Origin of the sequence: Posidoniimonas corsicana (assembly GCF_007859765.1) — a bacterium.
Lineage (GTDB): Bacteria > Planctomycetota > Planctomycetia > Pirellulales > Lacipirellulaceae > Posidoniimonas > Posidoniimonas corsicana.
This window is the reverse complement of sequence record NZ_SIHJ01000001.1, coordinates 1872991-1899961: the sequence shown is the minus strand read 5'-3', so window position 1 is coordinate 1899961 and position 26971 is coordinate 1872991. Positions and strand designations below refer to the sequence as shown.

22 protein-coding genes are annotated in these 26971 nt (G+C 64.0%); 9 read left to right on the top strand and 13 right to left on the bottom strand.

The window, feature by feature from the left end; translation table 11 throughout:
- Positions 1 to 161: 161 nt before the first annotated feature.
- From KOR34_RS07330 to KOR34_RS07315, 4 genes are all read right to left on the bottom strand, one after another.
- Positions 162 to 956, bottom strand: coding sequence for a DUF1365 domain-containing protein (locus KOR34_RS07330; RefSeq protein ID WP_146563583.1), 795 nt, complete (start codon positions 954 to 956; stop codon positions 162 to 164).
- Complete coding sequence (locus KOR34_RS07325; protein ID WP_146563581.1) at positions 929 to 2209, bottom strand: NAD(P)/FAD-dependent oxidoreductase; 1281 nt, start codon at positions 2207 to 2209, stop codon at positions 929 to 931. The genes KOR34_RS07330 and KOR34_RS07325 overlap by 28 nt, the downstream gene beginning before the upstream one ends.
- Positions 2167 to 3123, bottom strand: coding sequence for an acyl-CoA desaturase (locus KOR34_RS07320; RefSeq protein WP_197531218.1), 957 nt, complete (start codon positions 3121 to 3123; stop codon positions 2167 to 2169). Before KOR34_RS07320 ends, KOR34_RS07325 begins: the two co-directional genes overlap by 43 nt.
- A 62-nt stretch (positions 3124 to 3185) precedes the next feature.
- A complete protein-coding gene (locus KOR34_RS07315) occupies positions 3186 to 3935 on the bottom strand; it encodes a DUF1295 domain-containing protein (RefSeq protein ID WP_146565878.1) in 750 nt (249 codons plus the stop codon).
- 93 nt (positions 3936 to 4028) lie between these two features.
- Between KOR34_RS07315 and KOR34_RS07310 the strand changes: the two genes are divergently transcribed.
- Positions 4029 to 5135: an SAM-dependent methyltransferase gene (locus tag KOR34_RS07310; RefSeq protein WP_146563579.1), complete on the top strand. Its 1107-nt coding sequence runs from the start codon at positions 4029 to 4031 to the stop codon at positions 5133 to 5135.
- A 321-nt stretch (positions 5136 to 5456) separates the two neighbouring features.
- On the top strand, positions 5457 to 6110 hold the full coding sequence (locus KOR34_RS07305; protein WP_197531217.1) for a SpoIIE family protein phosphatase: 654 nt from the start codon (positions 5457 to 5459) through the stop codon (positions 6108 to 6110).
- A 19-nt stretch (positions 6111 to 6129) separates the two neighbouring features.
- On the opposite strand, the gene KOR34_RS07300 is transcribed toward KOR34_RS07305, so the two are convergent.
- Positions 6130 to 6882, bottom strand: coding sequence for an SDR family NAD(P)-dependent oxidoreductase (locus KOR34_RS07300; protein WP_146563575.1), 753 nt, complete (start codon positions 6880 to 6882; stop codon positions 6130 to 6132).
- Positions 6883 to 7006: 124 nt separating this feature from the next.
- On the opposite strand from KOR34_RS07300, the gene KOR34_RS07295 reads away from it, so the two are divergent.
- Positions 7007 to 8491 carry an SDR family oxidoreductase gene (locus KOR34_RS07295; RefSeq protein ID WP_146563573.1) on the top strand — a complete coding sequence of 495 codons (1485 nt, stop codon included), beginning with the start codon at positions 7007 to 7009 and terminating at the stop codon, positions 8489 to 8491.
- A gap of 161 nt (positions 8492 to 8652) precedes the next feature.
- On the opposite strand, the gene KOR34_RS27630 is transcribed toward KOR34_RS07295, so the two are convergent.
- Entirely contained in the window at positions 8653 to 9693 is a 1041-nt protein-coding gene (locus KOR34_RS27630) for a fasciclin domain-containing protein (RefSeq protein ID WP_228714538.1), read from the bottom strand.
- A gap of 348 nt (positions 9694 to 10041) precedes the next feature.
- Positions 10042 to 10878, bottom strand: coding sequence for a fumarylacetoacetate hydrolase family protein (locus tag KOR34_RS07285; RefSeq protein WP_146563571.1), 837 nt, complete (start codon positions 10876 to 10878; stop codon positions 10042 to 10044).
- A 248-nt stretch (positions 10879 to 11126) separates the two neighbouring features.
- Here KOR34_RS07285 and KOR34_RS07280 point away from each other — a divergent pair, with 248 nt between their 5' ends.
- Complete coding sequence (locus KOR34_RS07280) at positions 11127 to 13100, top strand: YjhG/YagF family D-xylonate dehydratase (RefSeq protein WP_146563569.1); 1974 nt, start codon at positions 11127 to 11129, stop codon at positions 13098 to 13100.
- Between the two features lie 26 nt (positions 13101 to 13126).
- Here the strand turns inward: KOR34_RS07280 and fucP are convergent, their stop codons facing one another.
- The 4 genes from fucP to mobB all read right to left on the bottom strand — a co-directional run bounded on the left by fucP (position 13127) and on the right by mobB (position 19263).
- Positions 13127 to 14452 (bottom strand): L-fucose:H+ symporter permease, encoded by a 1326-nt coding sequence (gene fucP / locus KOR34_RS07275; RefSeq protein ID WP_146563567.1) that lies wholly within the window; start codon positions 14450 to 14452, stop codon positions 13127 to 13129.
- A 182-nt stretch (positions 14453 to 14634) separates the two neighbouring features.
- A complete protein-coding gene (locus tag KOR34_RS07270) occupies positions 14635 to 16074 on the bottom strand; it encodes a DUF1501 domain-containing protein (RefSeq protein ID WP_146563565.1) in 1440 nt (479 codons plus the stop codon).
- Between the two features lie 47 nt (positions 16075 to 16121).
- Positions 16122 to 18572 carry a PSD1 and planctomycete cytochrome C domain-containing protein gene (locus tag KOR34_RS07265; protein WP_146563563.1) on the bottom strand — a complete coding sequence of 817 codons (2451 nt, stop codon included), beginning with the start codon at positions 18570 to 18572 and terminating at the stop codon, positions 16122 to 16124.
- 181 nt (positions 18573 to 18753) lie between these two features.
- The gene (mobB, locus tag KOR34_RS07260; protein WP_146563561.1) at positions 18754 to 19263 is read right to left on the bottom strand and encodes a molybdopterin-guanine dinucleotide biosynthesis protein B; all 510 of its coding nucleotides are present in this window, start codon (positions 19261 to 19263) and stop codon (positions 18754 to 18756) included.
- A 404-nt stretch (positions 19264 to 19667) separates the two neighbouring features.
- On the opposite strand from mobB, the gene KOR34_RS07255 reads away from it, so the two are divergent.
- From KOR34_RS07255 to KOR34_RS07240, 4 genes are read left to right on the top strand one after another with little or no spacing between them, the layout of a single operon-like run.
- Positions 19668 to 21503 (top strand): methyl-accepting chemotaxis protein, encoded by a 1836-nt coding sequence (locus KOR34_RS07255; RefSeq protein ID WP_197531216.1) that lies wholly within the window; start codon positions 19668 to 19670, stop codon positions 21501 to 21503.
- A complete protein-coding gene (locus KOR34_RS07250) occupies positions 21500 to 21898 on the top strand; it encodes a hypothetical protein (protein WP_146563557.1) in 399 nt (132 codons plus the stop codon). The genes KOR34_RS07255 and KOR34_RS07250 overlap by 4 nt, the downstream gene beginning before the upstream one ends.
- 9 nt (positions 21899 to 21907) lie before the next feature.
- A complete protein-coding gene (locus KOR34_RS07245; RefSeq protein WP_146563555.1) occupies positions 21908 to 22564 on the top strand; it encodes a cupredoxin domain-containing protein in 657 nt (218 codons plus the stop codon).
- Between the two features lie 56 nt (positions 22565 to 22620).
- Positions 22621 to 23742, top strand: a complete 1122-nt coding sequence (locus KOR34_RS07240) for a cytochrome-c peroxidase (protein WP_146563553.1) — start codon at positions 22621 to 22623, stop codon at positions 23740 to 23742.
- 115 nt (positions 23743 to 23857) lie between these two features.
- Here KOR34_RS07240 and KOR34_RS26485 read toward each other — a convergent pair whose 3' ends face one another.
- Entirely contained in the window at positions 23858 to 25291 is a 1434-nt protein-coding gene (locus KOR34_RS26485) for a hypothetical protein (protein ID WP_197531215.1), read from the bottom strand.
- Positions 25292 to 25703: 412 nt separating this feature from the next.
- On the opposite strand from KOR34_RS26485, the gene KOR34_RS07230 reads away from it, so the two are divergent.
- Positions 25704 to 25934: a hypothetical protein gene (locus KOR34_RS07230; RefSeq protein WP_146563551.1), complete on the top strand. Its 231-nt coding sequence runs from the start codon at positions 25704 to 25706 to the stop codon at positions 25932 to 25934.
- 133 nt (positions 25935 to 26067) lie between these two features.
- On the opposite strand, the gene KOR34_RS07225 is transcribed toward KOR34_RS07230, so the two are convergent.
- The gene (locus KOR34_RS07225; RefSeq protein WP_146563549.1) at positions 26068 to 26970 is read right to left on the bottom strand and encodes a dienelactone hydrolase family protein; all 903 of its coding nucleotides are present in this window, start codon (positions 26968 to 26970) and stop codon (positions 26068 to 26070) included.
- Between the last annotated feature and the right edge of the window lies 1 nt (position 26971).

Below are 26971 nucleotides of genomic sequence, written 5' to 3'. Positions count from 1 at the left end.
AATTTCACACTCAGTATTGTGGCCGAACACTGTTTCATGCGAGCCCTCCCGCACACGCAAGAGACCATCGCGGATCGTCCCCAGCTTGCGAAACACTAGTGCGCGGGCCGTGCCGCTTCCAATGACTCTAGGCGGGCCACTGATTGCAGGAAGGAGATCGCCTAGGGTGCGTGCTCTGGGACTCTTCCGCTGCTGTGGTTCGGCGGATTCCCGGTCCGCAACGGGTGGGGAAAGGTGGGGCATTTCTTGCACCAGAGCTTGAGGGCATGGTAGTAGATCCCGCCCACGATCTGGACCGGTGCAACGGGATGACGCAAGGCAAGAGCTGAGAGATTGGCGGGAGTTAGTTCGCGGCGGTTGAGCGCCATGGTCGCGTTCAGTTCCACCCTGTCGGCACGAACTGCTTGTATTCGTACGCCGACCGTTTGGCCTGGCTCGGTCAGCCGCCAGTGGTAGGTCATGTCCATCGGCATGAATGGCGAGACATGGAAGTCTTTCGGGTGAGCGAACGCGAGACGCTTTGGTCGTCCCGACTGTTTGAGGTCTGAAAGCACATAGCGGCGCCTTTCATTCCATGGTGTGTTGCTGACCTCGGCAACCACCGCCCGAACGTCCACGCCGGACGAGTCGAAGCAGTAGTACAGGTTCAGTGGACTGAAGTAGAGACCCATGACGCGCAGCTGAGTCAGCAACCGAACCGGGCCTCCCGGGCGAAGACCGTGTTCGCGGGACAAGAATTGCAGCAGAGAGTCTTTAAGGTCTCCGTCCGCCCCGCCCACATGGTCTCGATCGCGGTAGGTGTGGTACGCCCTGCGCTGCGGAAGGATCCCGCGGTCCGCGAGCCAATCAGTTTCGTCCAGATCCAGATAGGCCATGTAGACGCGTCGCCGCAGCCTATGCGACGTCGGCGCGCGTCGGTGATGGCTGACTACACCTTCGTAAAGGCAGCTCTGCATGATTCGAGTCCAAGTCCGAAGGCCGCTGCTACACGAAGCGCGCTGTTGACGCCATCCTCATGAAATCCGAACCCCCAGTAGGCGCCGCAGTAGTGCGTGTGTCGCACCCCGCTGATGTCCGCGTGGCGGGCCTGCGCCGAAACGGACCGCAGGCCGTACGCTGGATGGGCGTACTCGAACGAGTCGAGAATCTTTGCTGGCGCGATCCGCTCAGCGTCGTTGAGGGTGAGCAGCAGGGCGTGGTCTGTTGGCAATCCCTGCAATCGACGGAGATCATAAGTGACGGTCGCGCCAGCGGTCTTAGAAGTCGGCACGTAGTAGTTCCAGCTTGCCCATGCCTGCACCCGCCTCGGAAGCAGACTAGTGTCCGTGTGCAGGACCGCTCGGCTCCTGCGGTAAGGGAAGCAGTTCAGCACCGCCTGCTCTTCCGGAGAGGCGTCATCCAGGACCGCCAACGCCTGATCCGCATGGACCGCTAGTACGACGTGGTCGAATAGCTCCTCCTCTCCATCGACGACTACGAGCACCCCGCCGCCGGGGAGTCGACGGACCAGTGTAACTGGACTGCAGAGCCGCACCGAGCCTGCGATGGGATTTAGCAATTGACGCACATATCTATTTGATCCGCCAGGGATCGTCTTCCATTGCGGGCGGTCTTTCAACTGCAGCAGGCCATGGTTCGCAAAGAACCCAAGCATAAAGTGCGCGGGGAACTCAGCGATATCGCTCGGGCTGCACGACCAGATGGCTGCGGCCATCGGCAAGAAGTAAGAGTTCCGAAAACCCGACCCCAACCGGTGCTGGTCTAAGTAGCCCTCGACGGTTTGGTCACGAGGAACCGATCCCGCTTGCACTGCACGCGTGGCGCACGAGTTAAACCGAATGATGTCCCGGAGCATCCCCAGGAAACGCGGTCGGAGAAGATTGGCACGCTGCGAAAAAACACCATTCAGAGAGCTTCCCTGGTACTCGAGGCCGCGGGCATCGTCACGCACGCTGAAGCTCATGTCACTCGGCCTGGAGTCAATGCCGAGCATACCAAGTAGCCGACAGAAGTTCGGGTACGTGCGCTGGTTGAACACCATAAAGCCCGTGTCGACGGCAACTGGCCGGCCGTTCTCTGCGACCACGACAGTATTCGCGTGGCCACCCGGGTAGTCGGCGGCATCGAAGAGTTTGACGTCGTGTCTGGTTGAGAGGAGTCTGGCGGCTACACATCCGCTGACGCCAGCCCCGATGACGGCAATTCGCATCGGTCGTCCCCCTTCTTTGGCGTCTCTTGCGCTGGCGAGAGCACTCGGGCCGGAACCGGCTTCAGTTCCCACACAATCCCCAACCACGATAGCACCACAAGGCCGTAGTAGGTTAAATCTACTTCCCACCAAAAGAACCCCTGCCGGGCCGACGATGGGAAGTGATGGTGATTGTTGTGCCACCCCTCCCCGAAAGTGAGCAGAGCGAGCCACCAATTGTTGCGGCTCTCGTCGCGCGTATCGTAGCGCCGAGATCCCAGTCGGTGCGCCAGCGAGTTGATTGAGAATGTGACGTGATACAGCGCCACTGTGGACAACACGAATCCCCACACCACCATCTGAAGACCGCTCACCCCGCTCGTTGGCCAGTACGCCTGCAGCACTTCACCAATCGCATACAATGCGGTTGCCAGGGCGACTGGCGCTAAGAAGTCAAACCGATCAATCAGGCGAAGCTCGGGGAACTTCAACCAATCTTTGACCAGCTTGGTATTTGTGCGGTAGGCGTTGCGGGTCATAAACCAAAGCATGTGGCTCCAAATGAAACCCTGCTGAACGGGAGAGTGGATATCGTCGTGCCGATCGGATGCGCGGTGATGATGGCGGTGATGGGCTGCCCACCAGATCGGCCCACGTTGAGCAGCGCTGCAGCCTAGCAGCGCCCCCAAGAATTGGACCCCGCGACTAGTTTTGAACGCCCGGTGGGCGAAGTAGCGGTGATAAAACGCGGTTAACCCGAATACACGCGCCGCGTAGACGAAGCCCGCGGCTGCGACGGAGGGCCAGCTCCATCCCACCAACAGCACTAGGCCGCAAGCCGCATGGAGCAGTAGAAAGGGGATCACGCGAAACCACTCAACGCGGTCGTTTGTTTCGGCTCGTGCCATGCGTTCTGAGTTGTAGTCGACTGACATCACTTACGGCTGTAGGCGCCTAGTACGCAATGCCAAGGGCGAGTTTCCATGAATTGTTCACTTTACTTGGGCGGCATTGGAAAGAATGGGCTAGTGCGATTCACGTACTCCTCGTAGCCCTCTCTGCGGTTCCGGATAGCGTTCTCCAGGTGTCGTACACCTGAAACCCAGATCAGGCAGACCGACATTACGGATGGGCCAATCGCTGTCCACCACCAGTTGCCAGGCGTCGCCGCCACCGCGTACAACCCCCACCACACCATAAAGTCGCCAAAGTAGTTTGGATGCCGGGTATACCGCCAAAGCCCTTGGTCCATTACGACGCCCTGGTTGTCTGGATCGGCCTTGAAGCGTGCGAGCTGGTAGTCGCCTACCGTCTCGAACACGAGGCCAATCACGAATAGCCCGACGCCCAAGTAGGCGGTAGAACTCAATCGGCCGCTGCTGAAAACGCCGGCCTGCACTGGAAAGGACACCACCCACGCGACCGCCCCTTGGAGTAGAAACACCGTAAAGAGGCTGACCAGTGGAAACCATGCGCCGTGGCTTTCTCGCATCTTGCGGTAGCGATGATCCTCAGGCTGGCCAAGGTTACGCCAGGCCAGATAGCCCGATAGCCGCAGCCCCCAGACGGTAACGAGGAGGATGAGGAGGTATTCTCTCCAAGAAGTCGGATCGGTAACGGACCAAGTTACCCACGCAACAACGACAAAACTGAGGCCCCAGCCGATGTCCACAATGCTTGCGTCTCGTACGACCAGGCTCAGGAACCAGATTGCTACGAAATATCCCGCGAGAACCGCGAGATTCATCCCCATTACACCCTGCATGTGCTCTCACCGCGTTCTAAGGGGGTTGCCGCATCGCTACAATTGTAGGGCGACTAAGAACCATGGGAATCCGGTATGGAGAGTTTCATCTTTCTCGCTGAACGCGGGCTTATTCCCGACGTGGCCATCCGCTGGGGAATCCGCCGTCTGCTGGCAATGCGGCAGTCGCAACTGGGAGATCTTCAAGGTAAGAACGATCGCATCCTCGAGCAGCTCAGACAGGGACCGCTCGCTGTAGCTACCGACGCGGCGAATGAGCAGCATTATGAAGCGCCTACCGAATTCTTTCAAAAAGTGCTAGGTCCGCGGCTAAAGTACAGTTGCTGCCTGTTTGATGAAGCGACGTCTACTCTTTCGGACGCCGAATCGGAAATGCTAGGCCTCACCGTCGCCCGGGCGGAGGTTCAGGACGGAATGAAGGTGCTCGAGCTCGGCTGTGGTTGGGGTTCATTGACACTTTGGCTTGCTGAGAAGTTCCCCGCCTGCCGCGTGACGGCGGTCACCAATTCATCAACGCAGCGTGCCTACATCGCTGGACAGGCACGCGAGAGGGGGCTCTCAAGCGTCAACGTCGTCGAAGCCGACATGTGTGACTTTTCGACCGTCGCCAAGTTTGACCGAGTGCTTTCGATCGAGATGTTCGAGCACATGCGGAACTACGAGTTGCTTTTCGAGCGAGTCGCTTCCTGGCTCGCGCCGGGCGGCAAGGCGTTTGTGCACGTTTTTTGCAACCGGCGGGCCCCGTACCTCTTCGAGCAAACCGGCGAGAACGACTGGATGGCTAGGCACTTCTTCACCGGTGGCGTCATGCCGTCAGTCGGGCTGTTTCGCTCATTCGACGAGCACCTGGTCGTTGCGAGTGAGTGGAGGGTCGATGGACTCCAGTACTGGCGAACCTGCGAGGCTTGGCTCGCAAACCTCGACCGCAACCGTTCTGACCTTCTTCGCGTCTTCGCGGCTTCACTCAGCCCTACGGATGCGCGTATCGCTTTGCAGAGATGGAGGATGTTCTTCATGGCATGCGCAGAACTCTTCAAGTTCAACGGCGGCCAAGAATGGCTTGTTAACCACTATCTCTTGGAGCCTAAGGAGGAAACTGAGAATATGCGTTGCCCAGTTGGTGACGACGTGAGCCATTTCAATACTCCTGAGCATGAGCGCGGAACCCGCGCACGGAGCTAACCAGCGACTGTAAAACAGCTTAGAACTCTCCGCGTCGTTCTTGCCAAGCTTGTTTGACAGTCTAGTGTAGAGGAAAAGATTCCGCCCCCGCCAAAGAAGGTTTTCATGGGCACATCACTCGTTAGCAACGAATCGAGTCCGCCCGCGGCTCCCATGGGATGCATGGAGGTTTGGGGCGGCGCCGGGCCGAGGCAGTGCAGCTTAGAGCGCCCCGGGTTGGACATCTGGGTTAGCAGCCTCTCTGCCAACGAGCACCAAAGGGGTGGCGGGGACCTTCACCTCGTTTCCTCGTGCGCATCAGGACGAATCACACGCTTGCTGATGGCGGACATCTGTGCGGGCGGCGAAGGGTTTGCTGAGTTGTCAAACGATCTGCGTTCGTTGATGAAGCGCAACGTCAACCGACTAGGCCAAAACGCCTGCGTGGCGGGGATGAGTAAGAGTCTGGCCGATGCTAGCGAGCACGGTTGCTTCGCCTCCTCGCTCCTAGCCACTTACTTCTCTCCGCGACGGTCGCTTACAATCTGCAACGCTGGTCATCCACCGCCTCTTCTGTTCCGCGATGCGGAGAAAGCTTGGATTGCACTTTCAGGATCGATTTCCGACTCTGGTGAAACGCATTCCGATACGGTGCTGAGATCCACTGAGTATCATGAAGTGCAGACCCGGCTTTCGGTGGGGGACGTGCTCCTCTACTACAGCGGATCGCTGGTGGAGTGCGTCGACGCACATTCAGACCTTCTCGGCATCGCTGGGATCCGTAAATTGGCGGAGCGTCTCGTACTGGATGGAACTGAGCGGCTGGCGGCTCGCCTGCTCAGCGAGGTCCAAGCGACAAACCCTCGCATCCTCGAAGCCGGCGATGCGACGGTCATCGTTTGTCGCGCTACGAAGCGAGCTGTAGGATGGAAAGCCAACCTTTTGGCGCCGCTAAGGATGTTCCGCCGAGTTGCTGACCAGGTTACTTTTCTTTAGGACCTCTAGAAGTGGCGGCCTAGGCGAGCTTGGTACGGCCAAGACCGCCATCAACGCCAATCACCTCGCCTGTAATCCAGGCGTTATGCGGATCCAGCAACCAGGCGATCAGTGACGCTACATCATCTGGTTCGCCAAGTCGCCCCAAGGCGTGGAGGGCTTGCGAGTGTGCGGCAGCTCTCTCACTGCTCCATATCCGCTCGGTTAGCTTGGTCTTCACGAGCCCCGGGGCGACCGCGTTGACGCGCAACCCTCGCCGAGCGTAGGTCGCCGCTGCCGAACGAGTCAAACCCTCAATGCCAGCCTTCGCTGCAGCGATCGCTTCGTGATTGACGAGGCCGATCCTCGCGGCGGACGAAGAGATGAGCACAATCGATCCGCCCGATCGATCCATCTTCTGCGCTGCCGCCCGCACGACCGAGAATGCTGAGACCAGGTTCAGCGAGAGCGTCTCGTGGAGTTCGTCTGCGGTGGTCAGGTGGGCGGGTTTCAGCAGGACCGATCCCACGCAATTAACAACACCGCCGACCCTACCATAGCGTTCCTGGGCCGCCTGCAAACAAGCGTCGACCTCCTCGAAGCTAGTTGCATCGGTAGGCATCGAGTCGGCACGCAGTTCATCCGCGAGCGACGAGAGCCGATCACTCTCCGGCGCCGCTAGCAGCAACCGGCGCCCCTGGTACGCCAGCCTCCTCGCGACGCAGGAACCGATGTCCCCGGAGGCGCCAAGCACGACACAGCAGCCTAATTCTGAGCCTTTCTCGTCGGCCACGACCCACTCCAATGGTTGTCTCTTGCCGTGAATTGCCTATCTTCTTTCTAGGCAGATCGATCGGCTTGACCAGCACTCACCGGCGCCTGCTGAACCTTTTTAATCCAAGTAGTCCCGGATTGCGATGAGCACTCCCAAGGGTTCCGACTCCGACCGCATCGATGGTGGCCGACTCGTCCTCTTAACCGGCGCTACGGGCTACGTCGGCGGCCGGCTGCTCACGAAGCTCGAGCAGAGAGGCGTCCGTCTGCGGTGCCTCGCGCGGAACCCGGCGAACCTCACCGCCCGAGCGGCCCCCACGACCGAGGTGGTTCAAGGGGACCTCCTCGATTCAGAATCCCTCGACGACGCGCTGCGTGGCGTGCACGCCGCCTACTACCTGGTCCACTCGATGGGTTCGGATGGGGATTTCGCAGAGCAAGACAAAGCGGCGGCAGAGAACTTCGCTAGGACTGCAAAGAAGGTCGGGGTTGACCGCATCATCTACCTCGGCGGACTCGGCGACGACAGCGAAGAGCTTTCACCCCACCTGCGCAGTCGGCACGAGGTCGGACGGCAGCTGTTCGAGTCGGGCGCCACCGTGGTTGAGCTGCGGGCGTCGATTGTCATCGGCTCTGGCAGCCTTTCGTTTGAACTTGTCCGGGCCTTGGTCGAGCGACTGCCGGTGATGATCTGCCCACGGTGGGTTGGGGTCCTGACGCAGCCGATCGCCGTCGAGGACCTGCTCGAGTACTTGCTCGCCGCGGTTGATCTGCCGGCGGACGATAGTCGGGTGCTCGAGATTGGTGGGCCCGATCAGGTAAGCTACGGCCAAATCATGGAGGAGTACGCCCGGCAGCGCGGCCTCCGCCGGTGGCTGATCTCGGTTCCCGTGCTCACCCCTCGCCTGTCGAGCCTGTGGCTCGGCCTAGTCACTCCGGTCTATGCACGCGTCGGCAGGATTCTGATTGACAGTGTGCAGAACCCGACGGTCATCCAGGACCCAACGGGTAGAAAGGCCTTCTCGATTCAGCCCCGCGGACTCACCGAGGCCATCAAGCGGGCTTTGGTTGCTGAGGACAACGAGTTCGCCGAGACCCGCTGGTCGGACGCACTCTCCGCTTCGCGGGGGTCCCGAACCTGGGGGGGCATCCGATTCAAGAACCGCATCGTCGACTCCCGAACCGTGGAGACCCACGCCCACCCGAGCGCCGCTTTCGAACCGATCAAGACCATCGGCGGCAGGCGGGGGTGGTATTACGCGAACTCGCTGTGGAAGCTCCGAGCCTGGATCGACCTGCTAGTTGGCGGCGTCGGCATTCGGAGGGGGCGGCGAGATCCCCAAGACCTGAGGGTTGGAGACGTGCTCGATTGGTGGCGGGTCGAGGAGTACGACCCCGCCGGCCGGCTGCGTCTGCTTGCCGAGATGAAAGTCCCTGGGCGCGCCTGGTTGGAATTCGAGGTTACCCCCAGCCAGCACGGCTCCACCATACGCCAGACAGCAATCTTCGACCCTGTTGGAATCGCAGGGCTTGCGTACTGGTATGCCCTGTATCCTCTACACGCACTGATCTTTAGCGGCATGCTAAAACGAATCGTAAGTGAAGCGGAAGCTACAAAGAGGAGGTAAGTGTCCGCTTGCCGAATTGTCCGATTCGCGCTGCTCCGGCAGGTCAAATGAGATGCTGCGTTCTTGAGCTAACTTGCCTCGGCTTAAAACAATAGAGCCAGCCGTCCGCGTAATTTACGCCGACGACTGGCTCTGAGGACTCTCAGCTTTTCGCGGCCGGACTAGTGGCCGGCGGCGGGGCAGGATGCTTGCGCACTAACGTGTAGTGCACTTGGAACCTGACTCGAGGCCTGCGTCCCACCCTTCGGGAGCAAGACCGTGTCAATTACGTGAATGACGCCGTTGCTAGCGTCAATGTCGGTCGAGAGCAGCCTTGCGTTGCCTACCTTTGCCCCGTCCTTGGCCTTGGCAATCGTTAGACTGTCGCCGTTCAGGGTTTCCGCCTTACCAGCCTTCACCGCCGCGTCCGAATAAACGCGCCCCGAGACGACGTGATGCTTGAGGATCGACGCCAGCCGATCTTTGTTCTCCGGTTTGAGCAGCGACTCAACGGTGCCCGCCGGCAGCTTCTCGAACGCCTGGTCTGTGGGAGCGAAGACTGTGAACGGGCCTTCACCGGCCAACGCTTCTGCCAGTCCCGCCTGCTTCGCCGCAGCAAGCAGTGTAGAGAACGCTTCAGCCTTCTTCGCGGTCGTGGGGATGTCGTCGCTGGCGGGCAGAATCACCCGGTCAATCACGTGGATGACGCCATTCGAACAGTGAATATCGGCTGACACGACAGTGGCGTCGTCCACTTTCACCTTTCCAGCGTCTACCGCAATATCAACGCGCTGACCATTCACCGTGGTCAGGCCCTTAACCTTAGTAACATCCGCCGCGGGACTCGCGCCGGGGACAACGTGGTAAGTAAGCACCGAGGCGAGCTTCTTCTTGTTCTCCGGCTTGAGCAGCTCATGCACCGTTCCCTCCGGAAGCGCCTTAAAAGCTGCGTCGGTGGGAGCGAACACGGTGAACGGCCCGTCCCCCTTCAGCGTCTCCACCAGGTTGGCAGCCTTGAGAGCGGTCGCCAACGTGCCAAAGGATCCCGCGGATACCGCGGTGTCGACGATGTCCTGCTTGCCCTCAGCGCCGCGGGCGGAATCCGTCGGGGGAAATAAGAGTACTGCAGCAGCTATGGTCATGAGAATTCGCATGGTCAGATCCTCTTCTTCGATTGAAACTGAATGGTTGTACCTGAGCTGAGCGAACGGTTCCGTGGCCACGGCTTCGATCTGGCTCCGAGCAACTAAAGCAGGGCGGCATTGCTTGACAACCCGTCGAGCGAGTTTCTTTTTCTTGTCAAGCTGGTGGACACGATGCGCATACCGCGACAGACGGTGGCCTCAAACCACCCACTCTGGGGAGAGGACCGCCAAGCCGGCTAGTACGTGATGCAGCTTCGCGCCGCGTGCTAAGCTATCCGACCAACGCAATGAGAATGCTCAACAGCGGTGCGGTCTGGAAGCTGAGACTCTCGGCGTGCCCGCGGTGATTACGCGACTGATCTGCCTGCTAGATCGACCTGTCGCGTCCGCCGATCAAGGACACACGCTGGTGGTGCACCTGACGGTTTACTCCATTGCATTGCACAGTTCGCCGATCGGTCCGATGCCGATTGTTACCAGATCGCCCGACGCGAGCGAGAAATCGTCGGGCGGCACAATCCCGGTTCCCGTCATCAGGAGCACACCGTAGGGGTGGGGGTTCTCTCGCATCAAGTATCCGACGAGTTCTTCGTGGCCACGTTTCATCTGTGAGAGAGTCGTCTGCCCTTCGAACGCGGTGTCGCCACCGCGGTCCACACGCAGCGTTACTGCCGCGCCGGAGTCGATGGCCCCCTCCGAAGGCACGTAGATGGCGGGCCCAACCGACGCGCATCGATCGAACGTTTTTGCCTGGGGAAGGTAGAGCGGGTTTTCTCCCTCGATATCCCGGCAGCTCAGATCATTGCCAATGGTGTACCCAACGATGTCGCCGGTGTGCGCGACGAGCAGCACGAGCTCCGGCTCGGGGACGATCCACTTCGAATCGCTCCGCAGTCGCATCCGGCCGCCAGGCCCAACCACCCGGTGCGGGGTGGCCTTGAAGAAGATCTCAGGCCGCGGCGCATCGTAGACCCGCTGATAGAAGTCTCCGCCGCCGGCCGACTTTGATTCTTCCATCCGAGCATCGCGGCTCCGGTAGTAGGTCACGCCCGCAGCCCAGATCTCTTGTCGTTCTCCAATTGGCGCTAAGGGGGACTCTGTCTGCTTGAGCAAGTTCTCATCGGCATCGAGCCCGCCTGCGCTCTCTATGAGTACTCTCCGAAGGTCGGGATCGTTTACCAGCGTCTCCCAGTCTCGGTCGACGCGCACACAACGCGAAGCGTCTCGAAGGATTGGCCCTGACGCGGTCTTGTAGAGAAGCATGTTTGGGCGTTCTGTCGGAAGGCGATAGAATGGGCGACGGAAAGCCTAAGTCTCGCAGGATGGTGGACCAAGAGCAACACGCAGCATCTATTGCGCAACAGGTTGCCGCGATCACAACATTGCGTGCCCATAAAGCACCAAGTATAGTGCCGGTCTCGTCCCTCTAGCGCGGCACGCAGTACTCGGTGGCCCAGACACAATCCCTGGGCATTCCGTCAACGACAACCTTCCCCGCTGCTAGGCGTTGAATGTCGAGCCAGCCACCACAGAATGCCGGTAAGGAGTGGTTCCCAAGTGATCCTACGCTTACCAACATTGCCACATCGGCACAGGGACCTGCCGGGGCATTGCCGCTAACGGACAACGCCCTTAAGCAACGTCCGAGCGGCGACTTGTTCGGATGGACCCAAGACGCGGCGATGGGCTGGAACCCAGCCGACCTGGGCCGCGACGAGTACCTGATCCTTAGCACCCAAGGGGGGCTGCGTGCGCCGGACGGACGGCCGATCGCGCTCGGCTACCACACGGGGCATTGGGAGGTGGGGCTGCTGGTCGAAGCGGCCGCCAACGAAATCCGTGCCCATGGGGGAATCCCGTTTGCCGGCGCATGCAGTGACCCGTGCGATGGCCGGACACAGGGCACGCGCGGCATGTTTGACAGCCTCGCCTACCGGAACGACGCGGCCATCGTCCTCCGCCGACTGATCCGATCGCTGCCGACCCGCAAAGGGGTGATCGGGGTCGCGACCTGCGACAAGGGGCATCCCGCCATGATGATGGCGCTCGCCGGGTCGCGGGACCTTCCCGGTGTGGTGGTTCCGGGCGGGGTAACGTTGCCGCCAACTTCGGGCGAAGACGCCGGCAAGATCCAAACCATCGGCGCTCGGTACAGCCACGGGGAGCTGACGCTCCGCGAGGCAGCCGAACTCGGTTGCCGCGCGTGCGCGACGCCTGGCGGCGGATGCCAGTTCCTCGGCACCGCGGCCACGTCGCAGGTCGTCGGAGAAGCAATGGGGCTTTCAGTCCCGCACTCGGCGCTGGCGCCAAGTGGGCAGCCGGTGTGGCTGGAACTGGCGGGACGCTCCGCCCGCGCGGTGGCCGCGCAGCACGCGGCAGGCATCACCACCGCCGATCTCGTTACGGAGGCTTCCATCCGCAACGCGATGGTCGTGCACGCCGCGTTCGGCGGATCCACCAACCTGCTGCTGCACATCCCGGCGATTGCGCACGCCGCGGGCGTCCGGCGCCCCTCGGTCGACGACTGGGCTCAGATCAATCGGACAACGCCCCGCTTGGTGAGCGTGCTGCCCAACGGGCCTGTCGATCACCCGACCGTGCGCGTGTTTCTCGCGGGCGGAGTTCCCGAGGTGATGCTCCACCTGCGGCGGCTCGGCCTGATAGATTCTTCAGCTCTCACTGCGTCGGGAGTTCCGCTCGGCGCCGTGCTCGACGCCTGGGAAACTTCCGACAGACGGCTGCTGATGCGTAGGCGCCTCCGCGAGGCAGACGGCGTTGATCCCGACAGTGTAATCTTCCCTCCGGAGCAAGCGGCTCAGCAGGGTCTCACGGGAACGCTGGCCTTTATATCCGGGAATCTTGCGCCGGACGGGGCGGTCGTTAAAGCGACATCGATCGACGCGTCGTTGTTCCATAATGGCATCTTCCGCCACACTGGCTCGGCAAGGGTGTTTACGAGCGAAGCGGCCGCGATGGCGGCCATCAAGTCCACCGGTGCGGACGCCTTGTCGCCTGGCGAGGTGCTAGTGCTCGTCGGCTGCGGCCCCATCGGGACCGGCATGGAAGAGACCTACCAGCTGACCTCCGCCCTCAAGCACCTTTCTTGGGGCAAGCAGGTCCCGCTGATCACCGATGCGAGGTTCTCCGGCGTGTCGACCGGCGCGTGCATCGGGCACGTCGGCCCCGAAGCGCTGGCGGGAGGTCCCCTCGGCAGGCTTGCCGACGGCGACCAGGTCCGAATCGAGATCACACCGGCTGAGGCCCGCGGCTCGGTCGACCTGGTCGGGGACGCTGACGGTCTGCGCGACGCCGAGTGGGGCGCCGCGGAACTCGCCCAACGCCCGCCCAGGCCCGACTTGGCGGAGGCCGACGGCCTGCACGACGACACCCGGCTATGGGCGGCGCTGCAAACGCTCGGCGGCGGAGCGTGGGGCGGCTGTGTCTACGACGCAGACGCCATCCGGGCCGCGATCAGCCGCCGGTAACTCACCGCGTCTGCGGTGTCGCCCGCTCAGGCTGCCTGCCGCTTGGAGGTGGCGAAGCCGTAGACGGCCACGACCACAAAGCAGATCAGCGGCAGCACGAACGAGGCGCGGGTGGCGGAGAGGGTGAGGGAGCCGAGGTCGACGGCGGAGCCGTCCATGATCTTCCCCTGCAGAGGCGGCATGACGCAGCCGCCGCCGATGGCGCAGATGAGTCCGGCCGAGGCGAGCTTGGCGTCGTCGCCCAGGCCCCGCAGCGCGATGCCGTAGATGGTGGGGAACATCAGCGACATGCACGCCGACACGCCGACCAGGCAGAGCAGCCCCGCCTGGCCCGGAAGCAGGATGGCGCCGGAGACCAGCATCCCGCCGCCCACCGCCAGCACGCCCAGCAGCGTGCCCGGGTTGACGAATTTCAGCAGGTAGGTGCAGATGAACCGGCTGGTGACGAAGATGATCATCGCCGCGATGTTGTAGCTCTGCGCCACCTCAGCCTTCATCCCCAGTTCGTTGACGCCGTACTGGATGATGAACGTCCAGCACATGATCTGAGCCCCGACGTAGAATGCCTGTGCGACGACGCCGCCCAGGTAGCGGGGGTTGCTGAACAGCCGGCCCAGGGTCGGAAGCAGCCGCGAGTCGCCCTTCTCGTAGGTCTCGCCCTGGGGAAGCTTCGCCAGCGCGAACACCACCAGCACGCCCAGCACCACCAGGCCGAGCGTCACGTACGGGCCGACGATCACCGCCAGGTCCGATCGCTGGATCGCCTCGAAGGCGGCGGGCTCAGACTCGGCCAGCGCGCGGCGGGCCTCCTCGTCGGCCGGGTCGAGCCGCGCGAGGATCAGGTTCCGGGCGGTGATCATGCCGATGATCGACCCTACCGGGTTGAACGCCTGCGCGAAGTTGAGCCGGCGGGGGGCGTTGTGCTCGGGCCCCATCGCCAAGATATAGGGATTGGCCGTGGTTTCGAGGAACGCCAGGCCGGAGGTCATGATGAAGTACGCGGTCAGGAACGCGGAGAACGCCATCGCCTGCCCCGCGGGGACGAACAGCAGGCACCCGGTGGCGTACAACGCGAGCCCCATCAGCACGCCCGCCTTGTAGCCCATGCGGCGGATGAACAATGCCGCCGGGATCGCCATCACGCAGTAGCCGCCATAGAACGCCGACTGCACCAGCGAGCTCTCGTAGTTGCTGATCAGCAGGATGTTCTTGAACGCCGCCACCATCGGGTTGGTGATGTCGTTCGCGAAACCCCACAAGGCGAACAGCGTCGTCACCAGCACAAACGGGAGAAAGTAGTGCGGCGGGATTACCGGGCCGCCGCCCTGCGGCTCGCTTGCGTCTTCGGACATTTACGGCTGATCAGCTATGAGATATGGGAGGAGGATCGTTGAGGCCGGACTTCCCAAGCAGAAAAGCGTGGGCGCCGGCGGAGCTACAAGTTACTCGGTTTGGCCTGCCGCGCGGAGTGCCGTACGCCGACAACCGGCGAACCCCTTATACCGGGCCGGCCGCCGCTGGGCCGGCAGGCCGGTTAGCCCAGAATGTCGCGGACGACGTGGGCCTCTTCCACGCCAACCAGCTTCTGATCCAGCCCCATGAACGGAAACGTCAGCCGGTTGTGGTCGATGCCCAGTTGGTGCAGTATCGTGGCGTTGAAGTCGCGGACGTGGACCGGGTTTTCGACAATGTTGTAGCTGAAATCATCGGTCACGCCGTAGGAAATCCCGCCTTTAATCCCGCCACCGGCCATCCAGGTGGTAAAGCAGCGTGGGTGGTGGTCGCGTCCGTAGTCGGTCGGGGTCAGTCGGCCCTGGCAGTAGGTGGTGCGGCCAAACTCCCCGGCGAAGACCACCAGCGTGTCGTCCAGCAGGCCCCGCTGCTTCAGGTCCTTGATGAGCCCGGCGCTCGGCTGGTCGACATCAAACGCCTGGCCGCGCAGCTTCTTGGGCAGGCCCACGTGGTGGTCCCAGCCGCGGTGGAACAGCTGCACGAAGCGCACGTCCCGCTCCATCATCCGCCGGGCGAGCAGGCAGTTACGAGCGAACGAGCCGCTCTTGTGCACCTCCGGGCCGTACAGGGCGAGGGTCTCGGCGGTTTCTTGCGACAGGTCAGTAAGCTCGGGGACCGACGCCTGCATGCGGAACGCCATCTCCTGCTGAGCGATCGTGGTTTGGATCTCCGGATCGCCGGTCGCCTGGAGGTGGTCGCGGTTAAGGTCCGACACCAGGTCCAGCATCCGCCGCCGGCTCTCGCGGTCGACGCCAGCGGGGTTCGACAGGAACAACACTGGGTCGCCCGAAGGCTGCAGCGACACCCCCTGGCACCGCGAAGGCAGGAAGCCCGATCCCCACAGCCGGCTGTACAGCGCCTGCACGTTGCCCGTTCCGCCGGTCCAGAAGGCGGAGTTCATGACGATGAAGTCCGGCAGGTTCTCGTTCATCCGGCCTAGGCCGTAGCTGAGCCAAGCGCCGAGGCTCGCCTTGCCGGGGATCTCTGAGCCGGTGCAGATGAGGGTCTTGCCGGGGTCGTGGTTGATGGCGTCGGTGTGCGTGGACTTGATGAGGCAAAGGTCGTCCGCCACGCTGGAGAGGTGCGGCAGCAGCTCGCTCATCCACAGTCCGCTCTCGCCCTGGCGAGAGAACTTGAACATCGACGGCGCCACCAGCTGGGCTTTGCCCTTGGTCATGGCCGTGACGCGCTGGCCCATGCTGACGCTCGGCGGGAGCGGCTCGTTGAACTGCGTGGCCAGGCCCGGCTTGTAGTCGAACAGGTCGATCTGGCTCGGCGCCCCCGCCATGAACAGGAAGATCACCCGCTTTGCCCGGGCGGGAAAGTGGACGCCTACACTGCCCACCGCGCGGCGCGGCGTCGCGACCATCGACCCGAGCGCCGCGGCGCCCAGGCCAATTCCGGTCGAACGGAGGAACTGGCGGCGGTGCTGAATCTCGTTGTGCTGAGTCGCTAGCTCCATGTGGGGAGTCCTGCTAGGCGTGGGTGGCTGACGGGCGGCGGGAAGGGTCACTCTCGGGTTTTGGCCGCGTCCAGGTTGAACAGGCTGTGGATGACCATCGTGTCAGCGGCGAGCTCGGCCCGCTCTTCAGTCGGGATCTGCGCGTCGGCCAGCAGTTCGTTGGCGGCTCGCGGGTCGTCGCGGTACTGCGTGCGGAAGTCTCGCCAGGCGGCGATCAGCTTCTCACGCACTTCGGGCTCGGGCTTCTGGGCGGTGATCGCTTCGTAGGCGGTGGCGAGCCGTTGCTCAGGAGACAGATCTTCCCGGGAGTTAAGCTGCTGTGCGTAGCTCCGCGCGGCGGCGAAGTGCAGCTCCTCGTTCATCAGCAAGAGCGCCTGCAGAGGCGTGTTGGTGCGCTCCCGCCGGGCGATGCAGCTGTCGCGGTTGGGGGCGTCGAAGATGGTCATCTGGGGGGGCGGCAGCCCACGCTTCCAGAATGCGTAGACGCTGCGTCGGTAGATCGCGTCGCCCTCGTCGGCGCGGAACGTGCGAGGGTTGGAACTGGGCATCGTGACAATCTTCCACAGGCCATCCGGCTGCGGGAAACGGATGCTCTTGCCGTACATCTGCGTGTTCAGCAGTCCGCTGATCGAGAGCAGTTGGTCGCGGATCACCTCGGCGTCCAGCCGGTATCGCGAGCCTCGGGCGAGCAGCCGGTTGCGCGGGTCCTGGCGGTACTGCTCGCGCGGCGCCCGAGAATCCTGCTGGTACGCCGCGGACAGGACAATCGCGCGGACTAGCGACTTCACATCCCAGCCTGACTCGACAAAGTCTAGCGCCAGGCGGTCGAGCAGCTCCGGGTGGCTTGGCCACTCGCCCTGGGCGCCGAAGTCTTCGGAGGTCTTGACCAATCCGACGCCGAAAAACTGCTGCCAAAACCGGTTCACCGTGACCCGTGCGGTGAGCGGGTTCCCCGGATCGACCAGCCACTCCGCCAGGTCGCGGCGCGTCCGCAAGCTATCGGTGGGCTTCATCACCGGAAGGAACGCGGGGACGTCCCGCTCGACGCGCTCGCCTGGGTTGTCGTACGCGCCGCGGATCATCACGTATGCCGGGCGGGGTTCGTCCCGCTCTCTCATTACGAGCGTGGCCGGAACCTTCCGCGTGACCCGCTTGCGCCTCTCGCGGAGGTCCTTCAGCCGCTTCTCCGCCGCGGCGACCGCGTCGCCCGCGTCGGCGGTCGTGATGACCTGGTCGAGCGGCGCATCAGCCGCCTCATGCTGCTGCGCCTTCAGCCGGTCGAGGTCGGCCTCCGCGGCGGCGATCTCCGCGGCCAGACGGCCCAGCTCCGCAGACTGTTTGGGCGTGGGCAGTTCGAGGTACGGCGGCTGCAGCCCGCGGGCGAAGTCCTCGGTGCCTCGGCCGCCGGTCTCCGGCGCGCCGTCGAAGTTGTTGAAGAACGCGTAGAGCTGATAAAAGTCCTTCTGCTTGATTGGGTCGTACTTGTGGTCGTGACACGACGCGCACTGCAGCGTAAGCCCCATGAACGCCGTGCCGACCGCCGACACCCGATCGACGACGTTGTTGAAGAAGCTCTCCTCCGGGAGGGCCGTGCCGACGTCGATGATCAAGTGCAGCCGGTTGAAGCCCGAGGCGATGAGCTGGTCGGTGCTCGGCCCGTCGCCGTCTGCTCCATCGAGCAGATCGCCGGCGATCTGGTAGCGGGTGAAGTCGTCAAACGGCAGGTTGTCGTTGAACGCCCGGATCACCCAGTCGCGGTAGGGCGTCATCTCTCGGTAGTGGTCGTGGTGCCGGCCGTTGGTGTCGGCGAAGCGGACCAGGTCGAGCCAGTACCGCGCCATGTGCTCGCCGTAGTGGGGGCTCGCCAGCAGGCGGTCGACCAGCCGGTCGTAGGCGTCGGGCCGCTGGTCGGCGACAAACTCTTGGATCTCACTCAGCGTCGGCGGCAGGCCGGTCAGGTCGAGCGTCACGCGGCGGATCAGCGTCCGCTTGTCGGCCCTCTCGTTCGGACTCAGCCCCTCTTCATCGAGCCGGTCCAGCACGAACCGGTCGATCGTCTTTCCGCTCCAGTCGTTGTCGACCGGCGATTTGGGGCCAACGCGTTTGGGAGGGGTGAAGGACCAGAACCGCTCGTAGTTGGCGCCCTCCTCGATCCACCGGCGGACTAGCTCTTGCTGCTCAACGGTGAGGGGGTCCAGGTGCGAGTCCAAAGGCGGCATCCGTTCGCTCTTGTCGGTCGACGCGATACGGCGCCATACCTCGCTCGCCTCGGGGTCACCGGGCAGGATCGCGGAAACCCCTGCCAGCTCGCGGTAGGCGCCCTCTTCGCCGTCGGCGGCGTCCAGCCGCAGCCCAACCTGACGGTCGCCCTCGTCGGGCCCGTGGCAGTGGAAGCACTTCTGAGACAGCAGCGGACGGATGTCGCGGCTGAAGTTCACGTCCGCCGCGGCCGGAAACGCAACGCCGACTAGCGCTAGGTAGACTGCAAGACGAAGCAAATCCGTTCCCTTTGACTGAGCGTCCGACGAGTTGAAGTGCCCTGCCCCGCCGGCTCGGAAGCAGCCACGCGGAATGTCGTCGATGAGCGGGCGACGTCCCCAGATTGTACCGCGCCCTGTCGTCGTATGGCGCCCACTTGGGGGGCTTCCCTGAATAGCGGCGCTTATTCGAATTCTCCGCCTATCTGCGTCCAGAGTCGACAAAATGCTCAACCACCCACTCGACTAGTGGCTTCGTATCGCTCCGCGGAAGAGTTTGGGCGTCAAGTGGAGTCGTATCGTCGGTAACGATCGCCAGGATCTGTTGGTCCTCCGCCGCCAGCGGCGGGCTGCCGACCGCCGACCGCCAGACCTCGATCTTGGGCGCCGTGGTCTTAGAATCCCCCTCGACGAGCACCAAGTCGCAACCGGCGAAGCTCGCCGCCAGCGCCGCGTAGGGATCGGCGTCGCTATCCGTGCCGACCTTGGGCAGGTACACCGCGCTGAGGCCCTTGGACAACACCCCCACCACCGCCGCGCCGGCGGTGCGGTGCCGGTGCGAATCCTTGCCGGGGACATCCAATTCGTGGCGGTGGTGCGTGTGCTTGATCGAGCCAACCCGCAGACCACGCCGGGTGAGTTGGTCGATCAACTCGACCACTAGCGTTGTCTTGCCGTGATTCTTCCGGCCGATGATGTGGAGTCGGTTCATTCGCGGGAGCTGCGAGACGGGCGAAATCGAACGCCCGATGTATCTGACTGCGGTCGCCGTGCTCGGCGCGGCCTGGACTCTTATTGGACCACGACAGGCGGCCTGTTTCGACCGCAAAGCCCACCTGAGATGCGACGACGCATTGGCCCGCCTGCGTGGCTCTCGGCAGTTAACACTTGCGGTAGTTCGCACCACGTCCCCTCCGAACGCCGCCGCTGCCCCCCGTTTGGATGTCCACTTCTGACGCCACGGTGCGCAAGGCCGACCTTTGTTTGCAGCGACCGTCTGGCAGCGGTAGCGGTCGCAACGGATCGCGCAGCTCCCAGCCTCCTGACGGTTCGTTAATCGTAGTTTCCGAAAAATGCGCCGACTGCGCCAAATCGTCGAAGCTACGGTTGCCGGCCATGATCAAAATCCGCATCCAAAAGTCGATAGGGCAGCGGCTGATTGCCTCGCTGCTGCTGGTGATCCTGCTGATGAGCGCCGCCACGGTCGCCCTGGTGGGCGTGATCGCCAACCGCGCGGTCGAGGCGGACCAGCGCCGCGACTACCAGCGCACCGCCCAGGTGAGCAGCGAGTATTTCCGCAGCCGTCAGCGGAGGCTGGCGACCGGCCTCGAGTCACTGGTCGACTCGCCCGAAACAAAGTCGCTGCTGACCATGCGCGGCATCGACCACGCCACCCTGCTCCACTCGGTCACCGAACTCCAGATGGTGCTCGAGGCGGACGTGGTGCTCTACGCCAACAAGAAGGGCGTGCTGCTGGCCCGCACGGACGACGCGTTCGCCGAGGGTGACGACCTGACCGACAACCCGCTGGTCACCCACGCCATCGACGGCGAAGCCGTCGTGGGCGTGTGGGACATTGACGGCACGCCGCACGTCACGTGCGCCTACCCGATCGAGGTGGCGGGCGCGTCAAAGGGTTGCATGCTGGCCGGCTACGCCGTGACCAGCGCCTTCGCCGGCGAGCTCAAAGCCCTCACGCTGCGGGACATGGCGGTCGTTTACGGCGATGAGCTCATTGCCTCTACGCTGCCCGAGGCGGACGGCGAGACCTTCGCCCTGTGGTTGGCGGACAGATTCGCCGAAGAATCACCTGAGGCCGACCGGGCGGAGACCGGCGCCACGCTAGTTGAGTCGACCGCCGGCCGGGCTCAGCGGTCTACGCTGCGGCTGCCAGAGTCCGGGCAACTGAACGCCCAGTCCCACGAGCTCACCTTCCCGATCGCAACGAGCGACGCACGCCTTTCGCTGATCTCACTGCTGCCGCGCAAGGAGCTGTACGCGTCGCGGGATCAGATGTACGGCGCCCTGGCGGTGCTGGTGGCGCTCACGGTGTTCGGCGGCGGGCTGCTGATAGTACTCATCGTGCGAGGGGTCAGCCGACGCGTGAAGGCCACCGTCGGACTGCTCGAACGGGTCGCCGATGGCGACTACACGCAGCGGCTGGCGTTCAAGGGCGATGACGAGTTCGGCCGCATCGCCCGGGCCGCCAACTCCGCGATTGAAGCCCTGTCGCACACGCTGGAGGAGGTGCGGCTTGCGTCGGAACGCGAGAAGCAGCTTGAGGCCGAGCGGCTGGCGGCGATCGAACACAAGGCGGAGCAGGAGAGAGAGCTGCAGCGCCAGCGTGATGCCCAGACCGAGACGGAGAAGCGGCAGCAAGAAGCGTTGCGTCAGCAGCAACTGCAGGCCGCCGAGCAGCGGGCCCAACAAGCCCAGCACCAGCAGCAGCGCGAGCAGGAGCTGGCGGAAGAGCAGCGTCAGGTGGCCGCGGTCGTGGAGCAGCGGATGAACGAGCTGCTGAGCCGGATGGAAGAGTCGTCCAGCTCGCTGATGGCCGCCCACAAGATGTCCAGCGAGATCGACCGCGTGGTCGACATCATGTCCGAGTTGTCGGCCGAGGCGCGGATCGTCTCACTGAACGCGGGCATCGAGGCTACCCAAGTCGGCGAGCTCGGCGCAGGCTTCTCCGCCGTGGCCAAGGAGATGACCCGCCTGTCCGAACGGTCGCAGAAAGCGACCCGCGAGATCTCCGCGATGATCAACGAAACCCAGGCCGGCATCACCAACTGCTCGAGCCTGGCTGAACGGACTAGCGAATCGCTCCGCCGGGTCGCCGACGAAACCAACTGCCTGCTCAACAAGATGCACGCCGGATCGGCCGGGCAGGTCGACTCCGCCGACGCCGATTCCGACACCAACCAGAGCCGTAACCAAGAGGCTACCGCAACGTGATCCACTACCCGCTTGTTTCCAGTCTGCTGTTGGGACTCTCGCTGCTGCTCGCCGCGCCCCCATCGGCTAAGGCGCCGGCCGGCCCATCCAACGCCGCCGCGGACCCGTCTTCCGACGAAGTGATCGCCGAGGTGATGCAGGAGGGGATGACCTCCGGGCTCGCGAAGCGCGTCGCCAAAGGCGAGGAGCCTGTCGAGGGCCGGCGTGAGCTCCTGGAGCTCTTCCAACGGCTCGAGGGAACTTCGCCAAGCATCGGCCATCAGGCGGACTGGGACAAACGCGTCAAAGCGTTGGTCGCCGCCGCGGAAGACGCGGTCGACGACAAGGAGGGCTACGCCAAGCGACTCCGCAAAGCCGTCAACTGCGGCGCGTGCCACAAGGCCCACCGCGAATAGCCCAATTAGATGATTCTCCCCCAACTCCAGGCGCCTGCCCCCATCATCGCTATGCACCGCACGACCACCGTCAATCTGCCTCGACTAATCTGCCTCTGTGCCCTCGCCGTGGTAGTGCCCGCAGCGACTGCGGTTTCCGGCGAGATCACCGGAACCGTAGCGGGCCCCGCACAAGACGGCGAGAACAGCCGCGTGGTGGTCTGGGTGGAGGGCGCCCCCGCGCCGGCCACACCGCCCGCCAACGCAGTGGTCAGCCAGAAGGGGATCCAGTTTGTCCCGCAGCTGCTGATCGTGACCGAGGGCCAGACGATCGACATGCCCAACGACGACAACGTCGCGCACAACGTGTTCTCGATGTCGCCGACCAAGCAGTTCAAGCTCGGCATCTACCCCACCGGGCAGAGCCGCTCGGTGACCTTCGAGAAGGCCGGCGTCATCGACCTGTTCTGCTCAATCCACCGGCACATGCACGCGGTAATCATCGTGACCCCCAGCGGCCACTACGCCGAGACCGAGGTCGGCAAGGGCTACAAGGTTGCCGACCTGCCCGACGGCGAATACACGGTTAAGGCGTGGAACCCCGCGTTGGGCGTGACCGAGGTGTCATCAGTGACAGTAACCGGCGGGGTCGCGGAGTGCGACATCACGCTGGAAGACAACTCCTGACCCCGAGCCGCCGCCACGGGGCGGACGGTCTCAACTACTCTCTAAAGGGGAACACCGTGACCTACAACTCACGAATCGCGTCGCTAACCATCTGCGTCGCCGCGCTGACCGCGGCGACCCTGCCCGCCAACGAGCCACCGCTGGCCGCCGAGCACGAGGACCTGGGCATCTCGATCCAGGACCTCGACGGCATGGCGTCGTCGTGGCTGCCCGGCGAGCTCGGCCTGCTGCCAGAGACTCCCGTCGCCGCCGACAACCCGCTCACTCCCGAGAAGATCGACTTGGGGCGTCACCTGTACTTCGACAACCGCCTGTCGATGGACAACTCGATGAGCTGCGCCACCTGCCATCACCCGGACCACGGCTGGGCCGACCCGCGGCCCCGCTCGCTGGGCTTCGGGGGACTAGAGCTGGGGCGCCACTCCCCAACCGTGATCAACACGGCCTTCAACGGACCGCAGTTCTGGGACGGTCGCGCCCACGGGCTTGAAGAGCAGGCCACCGGCCCGATCATGTCGGGCGCCGAAATGAACATGCCCAGCCCCGAAGAAGTCACCCGCCGCGTGAAGCTGGCGCCTGAGTACAAGGGCAAGTTCGAAGAGGTATTCGGCGAGGCCGCGACGCTCGAGAACATTGGACGCGCGATCGCCGCCTTCGAGCGGACCGTTGTCAGCCGGGACTCGAAGTTCGACGAGTATGTCGGCGGCGACGCGTCGGCCCTCACGGACCAGGAGAAGCGGGGCCTGATTGTCTACGTCACCAAGGCTTCCTGCACCGCGTGCCACAGCGGGAAGAACTTCACCGACAACAAGTTCCACAACCTGGGGGTCGCGCAGGAGGGCCCGCTGGCCGAGGACCTCGGCCGCTTTGAGGTCACCAAAGACGAGAAGGACCGCGGCGCCTTCAAGACGCCCACCCTGCGGAACATCGCCCAGACGGCGCCCTACATGCACGACGGCTCGCTCGCCACGCTCGAGGAGGTAGTCGAGTTCTACAACAAGGGAGGCGGCGACAAGCCCGGCAAGTCCGACCTAGTCAAGCCGCTCAACCTGACGGAGTCCCAGAAGTCCGACCTGGTGGCCTTCCTCAAGGCGCTTACCGGCTCGACGCCGAAGGTTGAGATCCCCGAGTACCAGCCGCTCCCGGAGGAGGAGGACAAGCTGGCCTCAGGTGGCTGACCACGGCCCGGGTCGAACCCAGAACCGGCTAACGCACGAAGGCTCCGCCACCCACGGCGGAGCCTTCTGCGTTTACGCCCGGCAAGCCGGCGGCGCATCCCCCAGGGCGTTGCGGCTAGAAAGCAAGTTGCAGCTGCGAACGGAATACGGTCTGGCCGTCCTGGCCCGGCGAGTCGGCCAGCCAGCCGATAAACGGATCGGCGACCGGCACCGTGTCGAACGCGTGCATCACCTCGCAGGTGATCTTGGCGCCCTGGCGGTGGTAGTACCGGTTGAAGCCGACGCTCAGCATCGACAGCGAGCTGTCGCTCACCGGGACCGCGGCGCCGCCCACGTCGGTCAGGCCATCGAAGTCGATGTACTCGTACCGGGTGAACAGCTCGAACGCGTCGGGGACGACGTGCACGCCGCCCTGGGCAAGGAAGCCGAACTGGTCCAGCGGCTGGGTAGGGTTGTCGCCGTGCCGGCCGACCGCCGAGACGAACGCGTTAACGCCGTGCCCCTCCAGCGTCCAGTCGATCGTCCAGCCGGTGAGGTTCTCCAGGTTGTTGGCGGGGACATCGTCGCCGGTCTCCCCTCGTTCCCAGTAGGCGCCGGCGCCGATGAACATGGCCCACTCCTCGTCGCACCACGACGTGAAATCGCCGTACTGCGCCCACTCGCCGAACAGCTTGATGTCGACCGAGCCGGACAACGCGATGTCGGAGTTGTCGGTGGTGAAGTCGGCGCCCCGTCCCGGGCCGCCCGACCCCCGGCCATCATGGACGATGAAGAAGGTCCGCAGCATGTCGGTCTGCTGGTTGAGCGCGATGCCCTCGAGGATGCCGGTGCTGAAGATCGTGTGCACGTACGACCGGTCGACCCCCAGGATGTTGGTCAGCGGCACGTCGAGCTCCCTGAGGAACGACGGGTCCCGGAACCGGCCGACCTGGATCAGCGCGCCGTTCTCAAACCCGTAGTAGACCTTCGCCTCCTCCAGCTGATCGCTGCCGCCCGAGTTAATCGGCTGCAGCACCACGAAGTAGTTGAGGCTGGGGCTGAAGGCCGTGCCCGACACTACCAGCGTGCTGCGACGCATGACGAACCCGCCCTCAAACGGGTCCTCGCCGGCGGGCGGGTCGTGACGCCAGTTGCCGAAGTAGCCGGTCTGCAGGGCGCCGTTGAGCCGCACGGAGAAGGCGCCGTCGCGCGTCCGCACGTAGTAGCCATCGTCGTAGCCGGCGCACTCGGAGCAGTCGCAGCAGCCCCCGTAGAGTGCGTCGCCGCAAAGGTCGCCGCAGCCGTCCCCACAGAGATCACCGCACCCACCGTCACACCCGGCGGAGCAGCCAAGATCTTCGCAGGCGGCCGGGCCGGAGTTGTGGTTGGCCAGCAGCAACTCGCCGTTCTCCAGGCTCTCCAGCCGCTGCTTGAGCGCGGCGATCTCGCGAGCCAACTCCGCAGGATCCGCGGCGCCCGCCGCGTCAGCAGGCCGGGGACCGGCCAGCCCGGCAACCGCCGCCGCCATCAGTAGCCGGCCCAAGAGCCGGCGTGCAGTAGGATCACTCAACACGTATCCACCCTCCAATCCGTTGGTTACTTCCGCCCGCTCCAACTGGCGTGGCGCAATCGCTGCGGGCCGCCGCCCTGCGTCCATTGCAGGCGTGCTCGACCCTGTCCCCGCCCCAGCAAGCGACCCCGGCTCGGTGTTCCGAAATCACCCACGACCTCTGTCGTCTTCTTCAAGTGTTAACCGAAAGCCCACCCCCGCCGGCCGCGGACATGGCGTATCACCGCAGCAGGATAAACCGGGTTACCCCCAATCTCGCACATACTTCCGCAGCGGCCGCCTTGTAACCGCTACGACCGGACCGCAAGCCCAATCCGCAAGGTTGACCCTGACGGCCCACCTGATGAGACTGAAGATGTCCCAGTCGGGCGCCGCTGCCCGCCGCTCTCCTCTCCGTGAAAGGCCATCCTTCATGACCTCCCGCACCTGCCGCGTCCTCATGCTCACCGCCGTTGTCGCCTCTTTCGCCCTGACGCCGTCAGAGAGCCAGGCTTGGGGCCGCCATCGGGGTCACCAGTCGCGCGGCTACTACTCCCAATCAACGAGCTTCTCGCGGCCGTACTCCTCGCCCGGGTACGAGTACCGCTACCGCCGCGCCCAGGCCCGCACGGCCGTCGGCTACAACCAGCTGTTTAGCTTTTAAGAGAGTCGCGACGCCGCCCTTGCCGGCGCCGAGCACTGAGCATGCGGTGGGGAACTGACACGGGGCGGGAGCGCAGGGCGCTCCCGCCCCGTTCTTGGTTACGGCGGCGGTAATAGTGAGGGCGCGGTTCCCGCTAGCTGGTTGCGGGCGCCGCGAGGTTCTTCTTGAAGAACTTCACCGTGCGGTCCCACGCTAATTTGGCGGCGGCATCGTCGTAGCGGGGAGTGGTGTCGTTGTGGAAGCCGTGGTTGACGCCCTCGTAGACGAAAGCCTCGAACGGCTTGCCCTGCTTCTTCATCTCGGCCTCAAAGGCGGGGGCCCCCTCCAGGATGCGGCGGTCCCGCCCGGCGTTGTTGATCAGCAGCGGCGCCTTAATCTTCGACACGTCCGCCAGGTCGGGCTGCCGCCCATAGAACGGCACGCCCGCGTCCAGCAGTTCGCCCCCCTGGACGGCGATCTGATAGACCACGCCGCCGCCGAAGCAGAACCCCACGGCGCCGACCTTGCCAGTCGACAGCTCGTGCTCGTCGAGCCACTTGGCGCCGGCGATGAAGTCCTGCGTCATCTCGCCGCGGTCGCGTTTGGACTGCATCGCACGGCCCTCGTCATCCGTGCCCGGGTAGCCGCCCAGCGGTGTGAGCGCGTCGGGCGCGAGGGCGAGAAAGCCGTCGGTCGCCAGCCGGCGGGCGACATCCGCGACGTACGGGTTGAGGCCGCGGTTCTCGTGGATCACCAGCACCGCGGGGAACTTGTCGCCCTCGGCGGGCCGGGCGAGCAGGCCCTTCATCTCGCCGGCGCCCTTGGGCGATTTATAGGTGATGGTTTCGGTCTTGATGCGCGGGTCGTCGGGCTTCACCTGCTCGGCGAGCGCGTAGTTGGGTGAGAGGCTGGCGAGCAACGCCTCGACCGTGAGGCCACCCACCGCGAACGCGCCGAGCTGCCGCACGTAGTCGCGGCGCGACATACGGCCGTGCGCGTAGTCGTCGTAAAGGTCCAGCACGCGTTGGTCAAACTGATCGGCGGTCTTGCGCTGCATC

What these genes read in the sequence shown, in the direction of transcription:
- KOR34_RS07330 (WP_146563583.1), bottom strand. Translation starts at nt 956, where the DNA reads ATGCAGAGCTGCCTTTACGAAGGTGTAGTCAGCCATCACCGACGCGCG.
- KOR34_RS07325 (WP_146563581.1), bottom strand. Translation starts at nt 2,209, where the DNA reads ATGCGAATTGCCGTCATCGGGGCTGGCGTCAGCGGATGTGTAGCCGCC.
- KOR34_RS07320 (WP_197531218.1), bottom strand. Translation starts at nt 3,123, where the DNA reads ATGTCAGTCGACTACAACTCAGAACGCATGGCACGAGCCGAAACAAAC.
- KOR34_RS07315 (WP_146565878.1), bottom strand. Translation starts at nt 3,935, where the DNA reads ATGAATCTCGCGGTTCTCGCGGGATATTTCGTAGCAATCTGGTTCCTG.
- KOR34_RS07310 (WP_146563579.1), top strand. Translation starts at nt 4,029, where the DNA reads ATGGAGAGTTTCATCTTTCTCGCTGAACGCGGGCTTATTCCCGACGTG.
- KOR34_RS07305 (WP_197531217.1), top strand. Translation starts at nt 5,457, where the DNA reads ATGGCGGACATCTGTGCGGGCGGCGAAGGGTTTGCTGAGTTGTCAAAC.
- KOR34_RS07295 (WP_146563573.1), top strand. Translation starts at nt 7,007, where the DNA reads ATGAGCACTCCCAAGGGTTCCGACTCCGACCGCATCGATGGTGGCCGA.
- KOR34_RS07285 (WP_146563571.1), bottom strand. Translation starts at nt 10,878, where the DNA reads ATGCTTCTCTACAAGACCGCGTCAGGGCCAATCCTTCGAGACGCTTCG.
- KOR34_RS07280 (WP_146563569.1), top strand. Translation starts at nt 11,127, where the DNA reads ATGTCGAGCCAGCCACCACAGAATGCCGGTAAGGAGTGGTTCCCAAGT.
- fucP (WP_146563567.1), bottom strand. Translation starts at nt 14,452, where the DNA reads ATGTCCGAAGACGCAAGCGAGCCGCAGGGCGGCGGCCCGGTAATCCCG.
- KOR34_RS07270 (WP_146563565.1), bottom strand. Translation starts at nt 16,074, where the DNA reads ATGGAGCTAGCGACTCAGCACAACGAGATTCAGCACCGCCGCCAGTTC.
- mobB (WP_146563561.1), bottom strand. Translation starts at nt 19,263, where the DNA reads ATGAACCGACTCCACATCATCGGCCGGAAGAATCACGGCAAGACAACG.
- KOR34_RS07255 (WP_197531216.1), top strand. Translation starts at nt 19,668, where the DNA reads ATGATCAAAATCCGCATCCAAAAGTCGATAGGGCAGCGGCTGATTGCC.
- KOR34_RS07245 (WP_146563555.1), top strand. Translation starts at nt 21,908, where the DNA reads ATGATTCTCCCCCAACTCCAGGCGCCTGCCCCCATCATCGCTATGCAC.
- KOR34_RS07230 (WP_146563551.1), top strand. Translation starts at nt 25,704, where the DNA reads ATGACCTCCCGCACCTGCCGCGTCCTCATGCTCACCGCCGTTGTCGCC.
- KOR34_RS07225 (WP_146563549.1), bottom strand. Translation starts at nt 26,970, where the DNA reads ATGCAGCGCAAGACCGCCGATCAGTTTGACCAACGCGTGCTGGACCTT.